We start from the raw sequence: 14453 nt of genomic DNA, 5'->3' as shown, positions 1-14453 counted from the left end.
TGTGTAAGATGCATATATAGGAATTCAAACCGTAAACCATGCATATTACACCTTTCTATCCGCGTAGATTTGGTGCGATTAAAATCAGGCAGGTCTCCTGGCTCATGGTCATAGCTTGCTGACACCTTCCCGTACTTGATTGCACAGTGGTAAATTTTTCAGCTCACTACCATTTACAGTGGCGGGACCGCGTTGGATTTACACCAACTTCCCTATTAAGAAGCTAAGAGGAATCACATCTTAGGCTTCACCTGATCTCGTAACGTATGAAATTGTTCCGTTCAAAAGAATTATACACAAATTCCATTGGTTAGGAAATGAATTTTTATGAAATTGTTGAAAATTGTAGAATTAGCTACTACCAAAACGAATCACATCTGTTTCAGACAAGATATTATAATTGTTCCTTTGATGATTTCGTGGTAGAATCTGTTCAAGCTATCGCTTTACTGCTTTAGAGGAGTACATATGGTACAGGAGGTTTGCTAAAATGAATGATATAGAAGTCGCTACTTTTGCAGGTGGGTGTTTTTGGTGCATGGTAAAGCCGTTTGATGAGCAGCCAGGGATTATTGATGTCGTATCGGGATATTCGGGCGGTCATCTTGAGAACCCTGCCTATGAGGATATTAAAGCCGGTGACAGCGGGCATTATGAAGTGGTTCAGATCACATTTGATCCCATTCTGTTTCCCTATGAAAGGTTATTGGAGTTATACTGGCCACAGATCGACCCGACTGATGATGGTGGACAATTCCACGATCGCGGCGACCAGTACCGAACCGCAATCTTCTATCACAATGAACACCAGAAACAATTAGCTGCATTGTCAAAAAACACGATAGAAGAAAGTGGGCGATTCAAGAGGCCGATCGTCACCAAAATCCTTCCTGCTTCAACCTTTTATCCGGCAGAAGACTATCATCAAAAATTCTACAAATCGAATCCAGAGGAATACAAACATGATCGTGCAAAATCGGGCCGGGATGACTTCATAGATGGTCATTGGAAAAACAATTAATAGCATGTAAAAACTCCTTTCGCCAAACTAATGGCTAGAAAGGAGTTTTTTTGATTTAGAACCGATATTTCACATAATAATTGGCGATGGATTTCTTTCCTTGGCGTATCACGGTTAACTATTATGGTTAGAATGGCGATACAACACAATTTGTCTAAGAAGGTGAAAACATATGTATATCTGGATTGTCGCATTGAGTCTCACCATTTTCCTTTTTACAAGAATTCCGACCGTGAAGAATTCCGTTCATGTACGGAATAGTTACCTGGTCAAGAAATGTTCCATCATAATTCCTGCAAGAAATGAAGAAAAGACGATCGGTAGATTGCTATCCAGTATCCGGATGCAGTTCATACAACCATTGGAAGTCATTGTAGTGAATGATGGATCAACAGATCAAACGAAGGCTATAGCCGAAAACGCGGGAGCATATGTAATTGATGCACCCCCTTTGCCAAATGGATGGAACGGGAAATCATGGGCATGCTGGTATGGAGCGAAAGCAGCTAGAGGAGAATTCCTGTTGTTTGTGGATAGCGATACCTGGTTCGAGCAAGCTGGCCTGCTCAAGATATGCGAAACGTATAAGCTTCAACAATGTCAAGGAGTATTGACCATCCATCCGTATCATAAAACGGAATCCTTTTATGAAACATTCTCAATGCTGTTTCATTTAATTGTGTTTGCTTCAACCAGTATCACCCATCTCTTTTCATGGTTGTGCAAGCCTTCAGGTGGTTTCGGGCAATTTTTACTATGTTCAAGGGCCGTTTATGAGCGAATTGGAGGTCATGAAGCCATTAAAGGGGAAATGGTGGAACATTTTGCCTTGAGTCAATGGGCGAAGAAGTGCGGGGAATCGGTAGAAGCGGCAAGTGGCAGGGATGCCATTTCCATGAGGATGTACGGGGAAGGAATCGGTGATTTATTCCACGGGTGGTCAAAGAGCTTCGCTTCAGGAGCTAAGTCGACAAATTTCCTGCTCTTGGGGATTTCTTCTTTATGGGTTTCTTCACTTATTACGCTGGTCATCCATACACCGGAAATGATTTGGAAACACCCCTATTTATTCATAATCCAATACTTCCTCTTAGGGGGATATTTCTATTTCTTAGTGAGAAGGATCGGTCATTTCAACTTGTTTGAAACATTATTATTTCCCGTTCACATCGTATTTTTCCTAGTGACCTTTCTTCATTCATTTTTGAATACCTTTTTCAGAAAAAAGACCATTTGGAAAGAACGTTATGTATATTTAGAGAAAGGAAAGGATGAAAAGATGAAATGATCCTCTCTTTAAGTATTTTTGCATGGGTAAGTGTACATATGATCACCACGTTTTTAGGAATGCTACAAATCGCACATACATTTTTATGAATATGCACATTTTAAATATAAGAACCGAGGAAGTCCTCCACAATGATAAGCCGTTAATCCCTTGATTTGCTCGGTTCCCCCCCTTATCCCTTCACTTCTTCCATAAATAAGAACGGCACGTTTGTATCAAACTTCCCTGAAAATTTTCGGATGGGAATATCTCTTCCCCTGATCCACTCTTGGAAGTCCACCACCAATCCATCGGAACTTTCTCCAAATCCGATTAAGCATCGCAGCGATTCACATTGAAAGACACATGTATGAATCGTTCCTGCCCACGCATCATACGCTTTCTTGAAAATCGGGCTTTCTCCTCGGTTAAACAGGTTGAATGCCCCCTTCATGGTTAATTCCTTTTTCTGGCTTGAACGTAATATGTCCAGCCTCTTTTGAGAGTCCTTTAAATAATGTCGATTATCCTTTTTCATATGATTCATCTGAAAATGGTTGGTACAACTTAAAGTTGAATGGTGATACACTCCTATACCCCTAGGGGAAGCTTCAACTACAGCAGCTTTGCCGCTTTGGTCGTATAAAGAATAGTTAAAACTGTGTCGGTGAGGCAGCCTGCGCAACACTTCGATTGCCTCATCTGTATTTTTGCATGTGTCTAGAAGGATGCGGGCGATTGTTGTACAAATGAATCCTTCTCCCGGCTTTATTCGATTCACGAAATGAAAACCAACTGCCAATCCCCTTTCGTTCAACCCATCAATTCGTCCGATTCCTCTTCCGGAAAATCCGATGGATGCATATCCACCAGCCGGCTTCACAAGTAGAAGCCTGCCTTCATACGTTTTCGGGTGATAATCATAATTCCTCACATAAATACCATCCTTCGCCAAAGACGAACAACCTGAATTCACCCACTCCTGTTGAAAGCCCGAATATTCATGTATGGTTTCCTCCAATGACCACTGTAAACCATTTGATAGTCCATTCAATTCGTCCCATAATCCGGGTGCGAATTGTCGGAGGAGTCTCTCGACTTCATCCATCTTTATATTGTAATCCCTCAATGACTTCATTCTTCTCTTTTGATGGTGGGAATAGAGTGGCGACTGCCGAAGTTCCTTCCCGAATTGAACACCAATCTCATAATAGGTCCCTCTGGACTGCAATACGTCTACTACAACCTCTTTCATTGACCCACACCCTTTCTGCAAATAACAGGAGATTTTCGAATAATAACTTCTTCATTTTCTCCTTCTTATGCTACACTTGATTCATCAAACACTAGGAGGAAATATCATGCAAAAAACATTCAAAACACTTTCACTATTTCAAGAAGGAGTGAACGTTCTGAATTAACCAAACGACGCTCCTTCTTCCGGGCAATATATAAAAATCAGGAAGCAGGAGACAAATTATGACGAAACAAACACTTGCAGCCCATAATATTCGGGTACTATTTTGGATTTCTTTTTTTGGTACAATCAGTTTTCTTCAACCCGTTTTGACGTTATTCTATTTCGAAAGAGGGTTAACCTCTTCTGATATTTTAATTGTGCTCATGTTCTGGAGCGGTGCCGTCTTACTCGGGGAAGTACCGACTGGAATATTTGCAGATCGGTTTGGTGCGAAATATTCTTTTCTATTCGGTTCTTTACTTAAATTCCTTAGTATCATCCTGCTTTTATTCGCCTATGAACCTTGGATGTTCTTCTTATACAGCTTCATCAATGGTTTCAGTGTAACCTTTTTTTCCGGAGCCGATGAAGCGTTAATCTATGATTCACTCAAAGAGTCAAATGAAGAAAATCGAATGGATCATGCGATGGGAAAGATTCAATCAGCTTCGTTTATCAGTATGCTGATAGCCGTCCTTTTCGGCTCCTATATAGCGAGGGATCTGGTGGACAGTCAATTCACTCTGCTCATCTTACTGGGTTTAGTCTTTCACTTAATAGAACTATTCTTAATCCTTTGGGTCAAGCAGCCGACTGTTGATTCATTTCAAAAAGAAAATCCTTTTTCACAAATAAAGAGTGGTATCCGTGTAATACGCCAGGCACCTCAGTTATTGTTGATGTTTTTAAACGTAACATTGGTTTTCATTCCGGCTGGTGCCGTTTACCAATACTTTGACCAACCACTCCTACAGGATGCAGGAGTGCCTGTCTACTTGATTGGGATCTTTTATGCTGTTTCTGCCATTCTTGGCTATTTTGCATCGAATTCCATCGGTTGGATGACAGCACGCTTTTCCAGGGTGATGCTCATGAATATTTCTGGTTTATCAGCGGCAGCGGGGTTACTCATATCCGGCTTGTTCGGGTCTTCTTTATGGATTGTATTAGGTTCATTTTTCTTATTAAGGCTTGTCCGGGCGATCCGTTACCCCATTTATTCACAATTAAGCAATGATTTAATTCCGTCCGGGATCAGGGCAACGACCATCTCCTTGCTTTCCATTGTGGATTCAGGCTTGGATCTTGTTGTGTTCGGAGTGCTTTCTACGATTGCTTTGAATGGCTATTCACACGTACTCATTGGATGTGCCTTAATCGCTCTTGTTGGAACACTTTTACCGATTAGATCGGTCCACACAAAGAAGGAAAGTCAAAAGGTCAATCAAAGCAGATCGTACTGAACATAGAAGAGAGTGCTGACAACTTGTCAGCACTCTTCTTCATGTTGAGATCTTTTATTTCTTTAAATACGTCCAACCTTCTTCCTGGTACACCCGATTATCTTTCATCAGTTTCCCAAGAGCACGTTTAAAGGATGCTTTACTCATATTGAATCGATCCTTGATTTCATCGGGCTGACTCTTATCCCAAAATGGTATCGCACCGTTCCGCACTGCCAGATACTCAAGGATGACTTCAGCATCATCCTGCATTTTATCCTGCTTCAATGGTAAGAACGAAACATTTAAGTTTCCGTCATCCTTCACGTCGATGACTCTGCCTTCAACGAGTTCCCCGAGTCTCGGCTCCGCTTTACGCTCATTCATGTGAACGAAGCAGCGATATCCTTGATCAGATAAGAAGAAGGTTCCTACTCTCAGAAGTCGATACACCCGACCTTGAACTTTAGCATTCATCATTTCAGCGGAAGCTCTTCTTGACACCTGTTCAATGATATTTTCAGTGGCCAATCTTCCGTATAAACGGTCTTGTTTATCACGGTTTAAGGTAAGGAACAGCTGATCGCCAGCGTTCGGCCAAAGCTCCTGAAATTTCGGAAGATCATCTGATGAGACCAAAATATCCTTAGGCAACCCAATATTCACAAATACGCCTAAATCTTCCCTTTTATCCACTACTTCCGCCCAACCATATGCACCGACTTGCACCTTAGGAATTCGCATGGTCGCTGTCAAGCGTACGTCTTTATCATGATAAAGAAATACCTTCACTGTATCTCCCTCTTGGATTTCTTCTGTTATTTCAGAGTGATGCAGAAGTACACGATCGATATCATTCGTTAGAAAGAAACCGTATGGCACTTCATGATCAACGTATAAATCCTCTACTGTACCTGGTTTTAAAGAAGACATTATATTTATTCCTCCAATATTCATTCACGTATTCACTTACGTTTTCTCTACTCATTGTTTGTATTCACTAAATATAGCTTTTTTCAGGAATGATGTATAGGGCGTATGCCGTTTTTAATAATAAATCATCAATTTAGAAAATAGTGAATTCACGAACTTTTAACGGTTCCATTGACCGTATGATAGTCAGTTGTTATGATTCTCCTAATTCAATTATAACAAACATATATGCACCTTGTATAAGTTCAAGAATATGGCTTGAACGTTTCTACCAGCTACCTTAAATGGCTTGTCTACAAGATAAAGTAAGATCAATGGAATTATTTTATCCTGTAGATATACTCTGGTTGATTCTGTCACCGGAGTTTTTTTATTTTATCTATACGGAGGGTTAAGTATGAAAACATTCTTTCAATTTGCTGAAAGAGGAACAAATTATAGAAGAGAAACGTTAGCAGGTGTCACGACATTCCTATCAATGGCTTATATTCTTGTTGTGAACCCCATCATCCTGAGTCAGGCCGGAATGGATAAAGGGGCACTATTTACAGCCACCGCTCTATCAGCGATTGTTGGCTCCCTGTTAATTGGTCTACTGGCAAACTTTCCGATCGGGATCGCCCCCAGCATGGGTCTCAACTCGTTCTTTACCTTTTCAGTATGTATCGGCATGGGAGTGGACTGGGAAATCGCCCTGACAGGAGTATTTATTGCAGGCATCATCTTTATGATATTAAGTGTCATGAAAATTCGTGAAAAAATCATCAATGTCATCCCTCAGGATTTAAAATTTGCCATCGCCGGCGGAATCGGTTTTTTTGTGGCATTCATTGGTTTTAAAAACGCGGGACTCGTTGTTGCCAACCCTGAGACATTTGTTTCCATCGGGAATATCTCTTCTCCCCCAACACTACTTGCTGTGTTTGGCTTTATCATTACTTTGATGATGTTAGTGAAGGGAATTAATGGCGGGATATTCTATGGAATGGTTGCAACGACAATCATCGGGATGGTCGCCGGGCAAATCTCCGTGCCTCATTCCATTATTGGGAGTGTCCCAAGTCTCGAGCCGACATTCGGCGTAGTATTCAACCATTTAGGTGATATTTTCACTATTGAAATATTGGCGGTCATCTTTACTTTTTTGTTTGTGGCTTTCTTTGATACAGCTGGTGCATTGATAGCCGTTGCCAGTCAAGCAGGAATCATGAAGGATAATCAAATCCCGAACGCAGGCCGGGCTCTCCTTGCCGACTCCGCTTCAGGTGTGGCAGGAGCAATATTCGGAACTTCTACGACAGCATCCTTCGTGGAGTCTTCTGCCGGCGTGGCTGTCGGGGGAAGAACCGGATTCACTTCTGTCGTGATTGCAATTTGTTTCTCGATCGCTTTGTTCTTTTCACCCATTTTATCGGTTATCACTCCAGAGGTGACCGCCCCTGCACTTATCATTGTAGGTGCATTGATGGCTACGGAAGTCAGACATATCAATTGGAATCGATTTGAAATCGTCATCCCTTCTTTTGTCACTATTATTATGATGCCTTTAACCTTCAGTGTTGCAACGGGGATCGCATTAGGATTCATTCTTTATCCATTTGCGATGATTTCGCTGAAAAAATGGAAAGAAGTTCATCCAATTATGTACATTCTTTGTGGGTTATTCATTATTTACTTTGCATTTTCTTAAAGCCTGTGTTTGTATACTTTGTGCTTTTAAACAAGCGTGTAGTGGTTGATTTCCGCTCCAGGTGCCCGCTTTCCGCGGGGCTGGCGGTGATCCTCCTCGGGCTAAAGCCCTGCGGGGTCTCAAGATCCAGCTACGGTGGCTAGCCCCTCGAGGTCATAAGCTAAATGGTCCAAGAAGGCACAAGAACGCCTTCTTAGCCCATTCATCTTATGCTTGTCGGGGCTGAGCAAGCCACCTCCGCTTTTCAGGCTTTCCCGCGTTTCCCGCAGGAGTCGAGCACCTTCTGCTCCAATCAACTATCCAAGCGTGCGTTTTTAACTACTTTTAGATTTAGAGACTGGGACAAAAGTGTATTGTCAAAGAAAATCCGAACGAATTCGAAATTCTTTATTGAATATCGAATTCGTTCGGATTTTTGTATCTGTTAAATCATGAAGTGTATTTAAATGGTTCTAGCTGTTGATTGGAGTGCTAGACGCAGACTCCTACTTGAAAAGCGGAATAGGTAAGACCCCGCAGGAGCGTCAGTGACGAGGAGGCTAGCCGAACGCCCGAGGAAAGCGAAATCTTGCACGGAAATCGGGCAGAGGTGTAACAAGAGATCCAAACCAAATTATCTATTTATGTCTTAAGACATGGATTTAGTAATGTCCCAATCTCTTTTGTTATTTATGGAAGTTTCTTACCGCTTCATCTGCGGGAAGGAAGAATGTCATCATTCCGAGTAGAGGTAGGAAGCTGCATAGGATCATCACGAATCGGATGGTGTAAAGATCGGCCATTCCTCCAAAGATGACTGCCCCGACAGCACCCATGCCAAAAGCCAAACCAACGGTCAAACCGGAAACCATCCCGATTTTACTCGGCAACAGCTCTTGTGCATACACAACGATAACACTAAAACTTGACGATAAAATAAATCCAATGCAAAAAATAAACGGAAATACTACGCCCAACGGTAAATAAGGCAATGTAAGTGTTAAAGGCGCAGCACCGAGCATAGAAAAGAAGATGATATTTCGCTTACCAAAACGATCGGCAAGCGGACCCCCCAGGAAGGTTCCGATGACTCCCGCAAACATAAAGACAAATATGTATGCCTGTGCTTTTTTAATGGTTAGTCCGTAGTCTTCAATCAAATAAAACTGGTAATAATTTGATAACCCTGCTCCGTACCATGACCTAGCAAACACGAGGAATACAACAAGCACCATCGCCCACTTAATTTTCGGGTTAATAGGTGTTTTTCTTCCATCTTCAGTCTTTTTTCTCATGTTCCTTTCATTGAATCGTAACTGATTTGAATACCAATTAGATACCCGGAACAAGACCACGACTCCAATAATGGCCACAATGGTAAACCATAAGGCTCCTATTTGACCAAAAGGGACAAATATAAAAGCAGTTATCAACGGGGCAAGCGCCTGACCGGTATTTCCACCGACCTGATAAATCGACTGAGCAAGCCCCCTTCGATTTCCGGCAGCCATATAAGCTACTCTTGAGCCTTCAGGATGAAAAATGGCAGAACCGAATCCGATAAATAATACCGAAACGATAATCCATATGAAATGACCTGAAAGGGCAAAACCAATCAACCCTGCTAAGCTGGACAACATTCCCAATGGAAGTAAGTACGGCTTTGAACGTATATCCGCATAAAATCCAAAAACCGGCTGTAATAAAGAAGACGTCATATTGAGCGAGAAGGCAATCCAGCCAATTTGCATATAACTCAGCTCCAATGACTTCTCTATGATAGGGAACATAGCCGGTACGACAGCCTGGAGTGTGTCATTGATAAAATGACCGGAACTGATGGCTAATAGAATTCCATATATAGTAGGGTTTACTGCCGTTTTTGATGCTGTTTGGGCCACGTACATCTCTCCCTTCAATCTATTTCGTCACTCTAAATAGTATACTGAAAAATTCAAACATTTCCTATGGACAAATAAAAAAAGCCGAAACGCATTTCGACTTTTTCACTAAAGTATTATCCTCTGTTCGGGAATACTCGTTTCACCATATCAGCTATTTCTTCACCAAATCCTTCAATCGGTTTCCCGTTTCTGGCTTTATCAGCATACCCTCTCATGCGGTCTACGAAATCAGGATTTGTTGACACGTACACATTATTGATACTGCCATTTTCTTTTTTTACTTTATCCGAGATTTTCTTTTCCAATTCCTTTGAAACGTTTCCATTCTTCTGGTCTTCTAATACTGCAGCAACATATGCATTTTGATCAGTCGTCAGAACATAAGCACTTTTCACTTCTTTAAGTTCGGCCACTTTATCCGCTTCCCTGTCAGCAAGCGAGTAATTTTCTCTCATGGTCCCGTCATTCACATAATCCCGGTTTGCTTGATCATTCTTGTAATTCACTCTCTCCAGGTTGCCATTGTTCATTTGTTGCCCTTCTTCATTCATGTTCTTACTTGTTCCGCAACCGGCAGCAGTGATCATGAACATGAATCCAATCGTTGAAATCATGAGATATTTCTTCATTTTTTCGCCTCCTAAAATTTATTCAATCTTACTATCCCCGCTGCTCCTGAATTCTATACAGTGAATGTTTAATCCATTACTCAACTAGGGAAAACTCGATATGAAAACGATTAAGGGAGGTTGGATCATTGTTCCAGGCAGCTTTATGGGGAGGGATAGCCAGTCTCTCCCTCTTGATCGGGGCAATTATGGCGATATTTCTTCATATACCTAAGAAAGTAGTAGCATTTATCATGGCATTAGGTACAGGACTGATCATCGGATCTGCCACTTTTGATTTGTTAAGTGAAGCGGAAGGAAAAGCGGACATGATATACCTCATTTCCATGTTCCTTCTGGGTGCTCTCCTCTTTACTTTATTTGAGATGTTCATTTCAAAAAGAGGAGGAAGCGAAAGAAAACGATCTAAGAAAAATCCTCATGGCCATTCTGGGATTGCCATTTATGTCGGTACCATCATGGATGCCATACCGGAATCCATCATCATCGGTGTCAGCTTTATTGAAAGTCAATCCATGCAATGGGTATTCATTATCGCTATTTTCATCAGTAATTTACCTGAATCCTTATCAAGCAGTATAGGGTTAAAGCTTGATCATTACAGCACGAAGAAAATCCTTTATTTATGGGGAAGTGTTGTCATTCTATCTTCTCTCAGTTCTTTGTTCGGGTATGTATTACTGCAGGATGCCCCTGAAAGCACTTCTTACATAATAGGAGCATTTGGGGCTGGAGGGCTGCTCGCTATGGCCTCTTCTACGATGATGCCGGAAGCGTTTGAGGAAGGCGGACCCATTGTCGGTTTCCTTTCTTCCCTGGGAATCATTCTTTCCTTTGTTTTGACGCATATGTCTTAGAATTTTCAGAGAATACATCAGATGAAAAAACGCACTCAAGTTTAACCTCGAGTGCGTTTTTTTCGATTACTCCTCATGTTCGATGGTCAAGCCTTCTACAAACCGTTTTCCCATGAGTTTATCCTTTTTACGATTTTCTTTGCTGTTGAAGATAATATCGAAATTGTAATCATCTGGATACAGCTCCAGGGCAGATACATACAGACGGAGCCGTTTATGACTCACAGATCTCTTTTCCCCTTTTATCTGTACGGTGTAATTCCCTGTACCATCAGGACCTTCATATACAATTCCAAATTCTCCTTCAGGGGAGATCTTGACATTATCTCCTTTTGTAAAGGAGATGATGTTTCTGTTTTCTTTCTGGAATTTTCTGTGATTTCTTTTTTTATGTTTGTTTACGATGATCTGCTTCTCCATCTCCTTTTTCACACCGTAATCGATCTCTCCCAGACTATATGTTTTCTTCGTTTTATAGGTGATTTCATGTGCTTTTCCAATGATCTCCGGGTGCATCCCAAGCTTCAATGCTATAGAGAATGCCTGACTGTCCCCGCCTTGACCGACAATCAGTTTATATGTTGGCTGCAAGGTGTCGATGTTAAATTCCATACTTCCATTCATAAAGCCTTCATGCTCTTCTGCAAAATATTTGATTTCACTATAGTGAGTAGTGGCAATAAGCGTGGCACCCTTTTCATATAATTGGTTCAGGATAGCCGTGGCAAGGCCCATTCCCTCCATAGGATCTGTACCGGAGCCAAGTTCATCCAACAGAACAAGGGACCGGTCATTTGTATCCTTTAATATTTCAATAATATTTTTAATATGGGAACTGAATGTACTCAAGTTTTGTTGAAGACTCTGCCCATCCCCGATGTCCAGAAGGATTTGTTGATACAAACTGATTTCACTGCCTTCAGCTGCGGGAATATGCAAACCACATTGGGTCATGAGGGTAAGAAGCCCAACCGTCTTTATGGTTACAGTTTTCCCCCCGGTATTAGGACCGGTGATGACTAATGCATGAAATCCTTCCCCCATCTTGATGGATAGTGGGACAGCCTGTTTCCCCAAGAGAGGATGAACGGCATTGATCAAGTGAATCCTTTGTTCTTCATTTACAACAGCCTTCACTCCATCATAGGCGCGACTATATTTTGCTTTGGCAAACAATACATCATAATGGACCATCGTTTCAACCGCAAGTGTTAATTGTGGCTCGTAGGTTTGCACCATTCCGGTCAATGCCCATAGTATATTTTCAACTTCATGATCTTCATCGAGTCTTAAAGTGAGGAGCTGATCTTGTTGTTTGCTTAATTCCTCCGGCTCGATATACAGGGTTGAACCCGATGCTGAAGAATCCAAAACGGCACCTTTCAGTTTCCCCCTGAATTCTTTCTTGATCGGAATGACATATCGCCCGTTTCGTTGACTTACGATCGCTTCTTGAAGATATGATTTGTATTTAGCCGATTTCACAATCGATTGTATCTTATCCTTTAACCGTTCTTCCTGGATTCCTGATTGCTTACGTATCCTCAGTAATTCTTTACTCGCATAATCGTCGACTCTGCCGTTTCTGATGCATCGGTTGATCTCCTCTCCGAGATCGGGGATATCTTCAATCGAATAAACATAGGAAGAAACTCTCGGCGCCAGCCATTGTTTATCCTCCATGTATTTTTTCAGCTTTTTACACGCATCGAGGAAATAATATAAACTTGTGAGCTGATCCGGCCGTAGCGGCACCCCTTTATTCAGATTTGCCATGATGCTTTCCACCCCGTCCAAAGCGTGAATCGGTACACTGGCACTTTTCTTTAAGATGTGGACAGCTTCCGTTACCTCGTCCAGGCGCATTTCAATTTGACGGATATTTGTCGACGGCCGTAAGTTCAATAATTCCTTTTTACCTTCTTCCGTCAGAGCAAACCCCATTAGTTCTTCTTTCACTAAGTTAAATTCAAGTGTTTGAAACGTTTTTTCATTCATTCTATTTCCCTCCGAATATACAAAAATAGACCACAACGAACAATGTCCATCGTGGTCTTCCTTCACTCGTATACAATCCTCCCCATCATATAAGCGCACGTGTAAACGCAAACCGAAAAAAATCCTTCCCCTCCAACTATGTGAAAAGACGTCCTGATTTGCGGGATTATGCACAAAAAAAGAGCTGTGCACAAAGACACAGCTCTCCTGATTAAGGGTTGAGTATGCTATGACCATTGTTCTTAACTACATTTTGAAGGCATAGCTAAATAAGCTGATTCAATAGCCTGAATTAAAAGGCCACTGCCTGCAAAATGTCCGTATTCATTTCACGGTTAGTTAAGAACGACACCTAACATATAACATACTCCCTTTGTATACACTATTTAAATTCTAGATTAGTTTACGATGGATTCCATCTATTGTCAATGGGTTACTGTAATGAACGTTTATATTGAAACCTTTTCCATTGAAAGCGGATGAAACATCCTATGCAGAATCCTGCAAGAGCGACCGATGCAGCCACAAAGACCATTCCTGAGAAGAGATAAACCCCCGTATCCCATCCTGTCAGGAAACTTATGATGGCGCCACCTAAACAGCTCACTGCAATGATATTATTGAACCTTTGCTGCTCAGCATCCTCAGGTGGATATGAGGAAGTTTCTTTCTTTAAGAATAACCTCCCTGCTTTCATGAGGGGATTATATTTAAAAAGTAGAGCTGACATTCCGACTAAGAACGGAAGCAGTAAGAGAAATTCTATTTGGAATAACCATGAAGTAGCAACAGTTGATACGATGAACCATTGGTTCAGCTGAACTAATGGTCTTGGTATGGAATTTGCTGGAGCTGAACTCATATTAATTCATACCTTTCTGATTGGAATTAGTGTAATTATAGTGTATGGGATAGAGATGAAAAAATCAAAAGAAAAAACCGAAACCTTTTGCCCATTTTTTGGCCGGTTTCGGTTCTTAGAGAAACGTCTGCTCTATTTATTTCTTTCATTTCATTAACCCATATTTTTTTTGTAACTCCTCTGGAGCCAACTTTACCATCAGTTGAAGGATGAAGGTGAACACCGCCAGATCATCGACAATCCCCAATAATAGGAACATATCCGGGATCAGGTCCACCGGCAGCCAGAAATAAAAAGCAACCAATCCCACCGATAAACCCTTTTTCACTGCGGAAACATCACTGGAACGAAAAAAATCAACCAAAAACGGGACCGATCTCCGAACATTAAAAAGAAACCGCACCCGCTTCACAAACCTTATCATAACATTATCACCTGTCTGTTTTTTTCGTTATCATAGCACAAAAAATAAGAGAAAGAACCTTACCAGTAAACTTTGGCTACTACTATTCAGCATCGATTTTTGGCTCATTCGAGGGAAACGAACGTTTCCCTCGCCTTTCAGCAAAAGCTGAAAGGTCCCCAAGTGACACAAAGGCCCGGGGCAAAAATCCTCTTTGGCCCGGGCCGT

12 protein-coding genes and 2 riboswitches are annotated in these 14453 nt (G+C 41.5%); of the genes, 5 read left to right on the top strand and 7 right to left on the bottom strand.

Features of this window, described 5'->3' with window-relative positions:
• Window positions 1–70: 70 nt before the first annotated feature.
• Window positions 71–270, bottom strand: a riboswitch (cobalamin riboswitch).
• 229 nt (window positions 271–499) lie between these two features.
• Window positions 500–1021: a peptide-methionine (S)-S-oxide reductase MsrA gene (gene msrA, locus NQ095_RS02445; protein WP_258262200.1), complete on the top strand. Its 522-nt coding sequence runs from the start codon at window positions 500–502 to the stop codon at window positions 1019–1021.
• A gap of 172 nt (window positions 1022–1193) precedes the next feature.
• Complete coding sequence (locus tag NQ095_RS02440) at window positions 1194–2309, top strand: glycosyltransferase family 2 protein (RefSeq protein ID WP_258261925.1); 1116 nt, start codon at window positions 1194–1196, stop codon at window positions 2307–2309.
• A gap of 172 nt (window positions 2310–2481) precedes the next feature.
• Here the strand turns inward: NQ095_RS02440 and NQ095_RS02435 are convergent, their stop codons facing one another.
• Window positions 2482–3543 carry a C45 family autoproteolytic acyltransferase/hydrolase gene (locus NQ095_RS02435; RefSeq protein WP_258261924.1) on the bottom strand — a complete coding sequence of 354 codons (1062 nt, stop codon included), beginning with the start codon at window positions 3541–3543 and terminating at the stop codon, window positions 2482–2484.
• Between the two features lie 224 nt (window positions 3544–3767).
• Between NQ095_RS02435 and NQ095_RS02430 the strand changes: the two genes are divergently transcribed.
• Window positions 3768–4991: an MFS transporter gene (locus NQ095_RS02430; protein ID WP_258261923.1), complete on the top strand. Its 1224-nt coding sequence runs from the start codon at window positions 3768–3770 to the stop codon at window positions 4989–4991.
• A gap of 54 nt (window positions 4992–5045) precedes the next feature.
• Here NQ095_RS02430 and NQ095_RS02425 read toward each other — a convergent pair whose 3' ends face one another.
• Window positions 5046–5903, bottom strand: coding sequence for a CvfB family protein (locus NQ095_RS02425; RefSeq protein ID WP_258261922.1), 858 nt, complete (start codon window positions 5901–5903; stop codon window positions 5046–5048).
• Between the two features lie 215 nt (window positions 5904–6118).
• Window positions 6119–6219: riboswitch (purine riboswitch) on the top strand.
• Between the two features lie 81 nt (window positions 6220–6300).
• On the opposite strand from NQ095_RS02425, the gene NQ095_RS02420 reads away from it, so the two are divergent.
• Window positions 6301–7593, top strand: a complete 1293-nt coding sequence (locus NQ095_RS02420; RefSeq protein ID WP_258261921.1) for an NCS2 family permease — start codon at window positions 6301–6303, stop codon at window positions 7591–7593.
• 665 nt (window positions 7594–8258) lie between these two features.
• Here NQ095_RS02420 and NQ095_RS02415 read toward each other — a convergent pair.
• Together NQ095_RS02415 and NQ095_RS02410 are read right to left on the bottom strand one after the other, a co-directional pair.
• Window positions 8259–9479: an MFS transporter gene (locus NQ095_RS02415; protein ID WP_375162804.1), complete on the bottom strand. Its 1221-nt coding sequence runs from the start codon at window positions 9477–9479 to the stop codon at window positions 8259–8261.
• 110 nt (window positions 9480–9589) lie between these two features.
• Window positions 9590–10105 carry a YhcN/YlaJ family sporulation lipoprotein gene (locus NQ095_RS02410; RefSeq protein ID WP_258261919.1) on the bottom strand — a complete coding sequence of 172 codons (516 nt, stop codon included), beginning with the start codon at window positions 10103–10105 and terminating at the stop codon, window positions 9590–9592.
• Window positions 10106–10233: 128 nt separating this feature from the next.
• On the opposite strand from NQ095_RS02410, the gene NQ095_RS02405 reads away from it, so the two are divergent.
• On the top strand, window positions 10234–10962 hold the full coding sequence (locus NQ095_RS02405) for a ZIP family metal transporter (RefSeq protein WP_258261918.1): 729 nt from the start codon (window positions 10234–10236) through the stop codon (window positions 10960–10962).
• Between the two features lie 66 nt (window positions 10963–11028).
• Here NQ095_RS02405 and NQ095_RS02400 read toward each other — a convergent pair whose 3' ends face one another.
• The 3 genes from NQ095_RS02400 to NQ095_RS02390 form a co-directional block, all read right to left on the bottom strand.
• Window positions 11029–12960, bottom strand: a complete 1932-nt coding sequence (locus tag NQ095_RS02400) for an endonuclease MutS2 (RefSeq protein WP_258261917.1) — start codon at window positions 12958–12960, stop codon at window positions 11029–11031.
• A gap of 433 nt (window positions 12961–13393) precedes the next feature.
• A complete protein-coding gene (locus NQ095_RS02395) occupies window positions 13394–13822 on the bottom strand; it encodes a DUF4395 domain-containing protein (RefSeq protein WP_258261916.1) in 429 nt (142 codons plus the stop codon).
• Between the two features lie 145 nt (window positions 13823–13967).
• Window positions 13968–14150 carry a YkvA family protein gene (locus NQ095_RS02390; RefSeq protein ID WP_309137599.1) on the bottom strand — a complete coding sequence of 61 codons (183 nt, stop codon included), beginning with the start codon at window positions 14148–14150 and terminating at the stop codon, window positions 13968–13970.
• Window positions 14151–14453: the final 303 nt, after the last annotated feature.

Origin of the sequence: Rossellomorea sp. SC111 (genome assembly GCF_024733565.1) — a bacterium.
GTDB lineage: Bacteria > Bacillota > Bacilli > Bacillales > Bacillaceae_B > Rossellomorea.
This window is presented reverse-complemented; position numbering and strand designations above follow the sequence as displayed.

Bases quoted from the DNA above. Each gene is read 5' to 3' on its own strand.
- NQ095_RS02440 (WP_258261925.1), top strand. From the start codon at position 1,194: ATGTATATCTGGATTGTCGCATTGAGTCTCACCATTTTCCTTTTTACA.
- NQ095_RS02435 (WP_258261924.1), bottom strand. From the start codon at position 3,543: ATGAAAGAGGTTGTAGTAGACGTATTGCAGTCCAGAGGGACCTATTAT.
- NQ095_RS02430 (WP_258261923.1), top strand. From the start codon at position 3,768: ATGACGAAACAAACACTTGCAGCCCATAATATTCGGGTACTATTTTGG.
- NQ095_RS02425 (WP_258261922.1), bottom strand. From the start codon at position 5,903: ATGTCTTCTTTAAAACCAGGTACAGTAGAGGATTTATACGTTGATCAT.
- NQ095_RS02420 (WP_258261921.1), top strand. From the start codon at position 6,301: ATGAAAACATTCTTTCAATTTGCTGAAAGAGGAACAAATTATAGAAGA.
- NQ095_RS02415 (WP_375162804.1), bottom strand. From the start codon at position 9,479: ATGTACGTGGCCCAAACAGCATCAAAAACGGCAGTAAACCCTACTATA.
- NQ095_RS02410 (WP_258261919.1), bottom strand. From the start codon at position 10,105: ATGAAGAAATATCTCATGATTTCAACGATTGGATTCATGTTCATGATC.
- NQ095_RS02400 (WP_258261917.1), bottom strand. From the start codon at position 12,960: ATGAATGAAAAAACGTTTCAAACACTTGAATTTAACTTAGTGAAAGAA.
- NQ095_RS02395 (WP_258261916.1), bottom strand. From the start codon at position 13,822: ATGAGTTCAGCTCCAGCAAATTCCATACCAAGACCATTAGTTCAGCTG.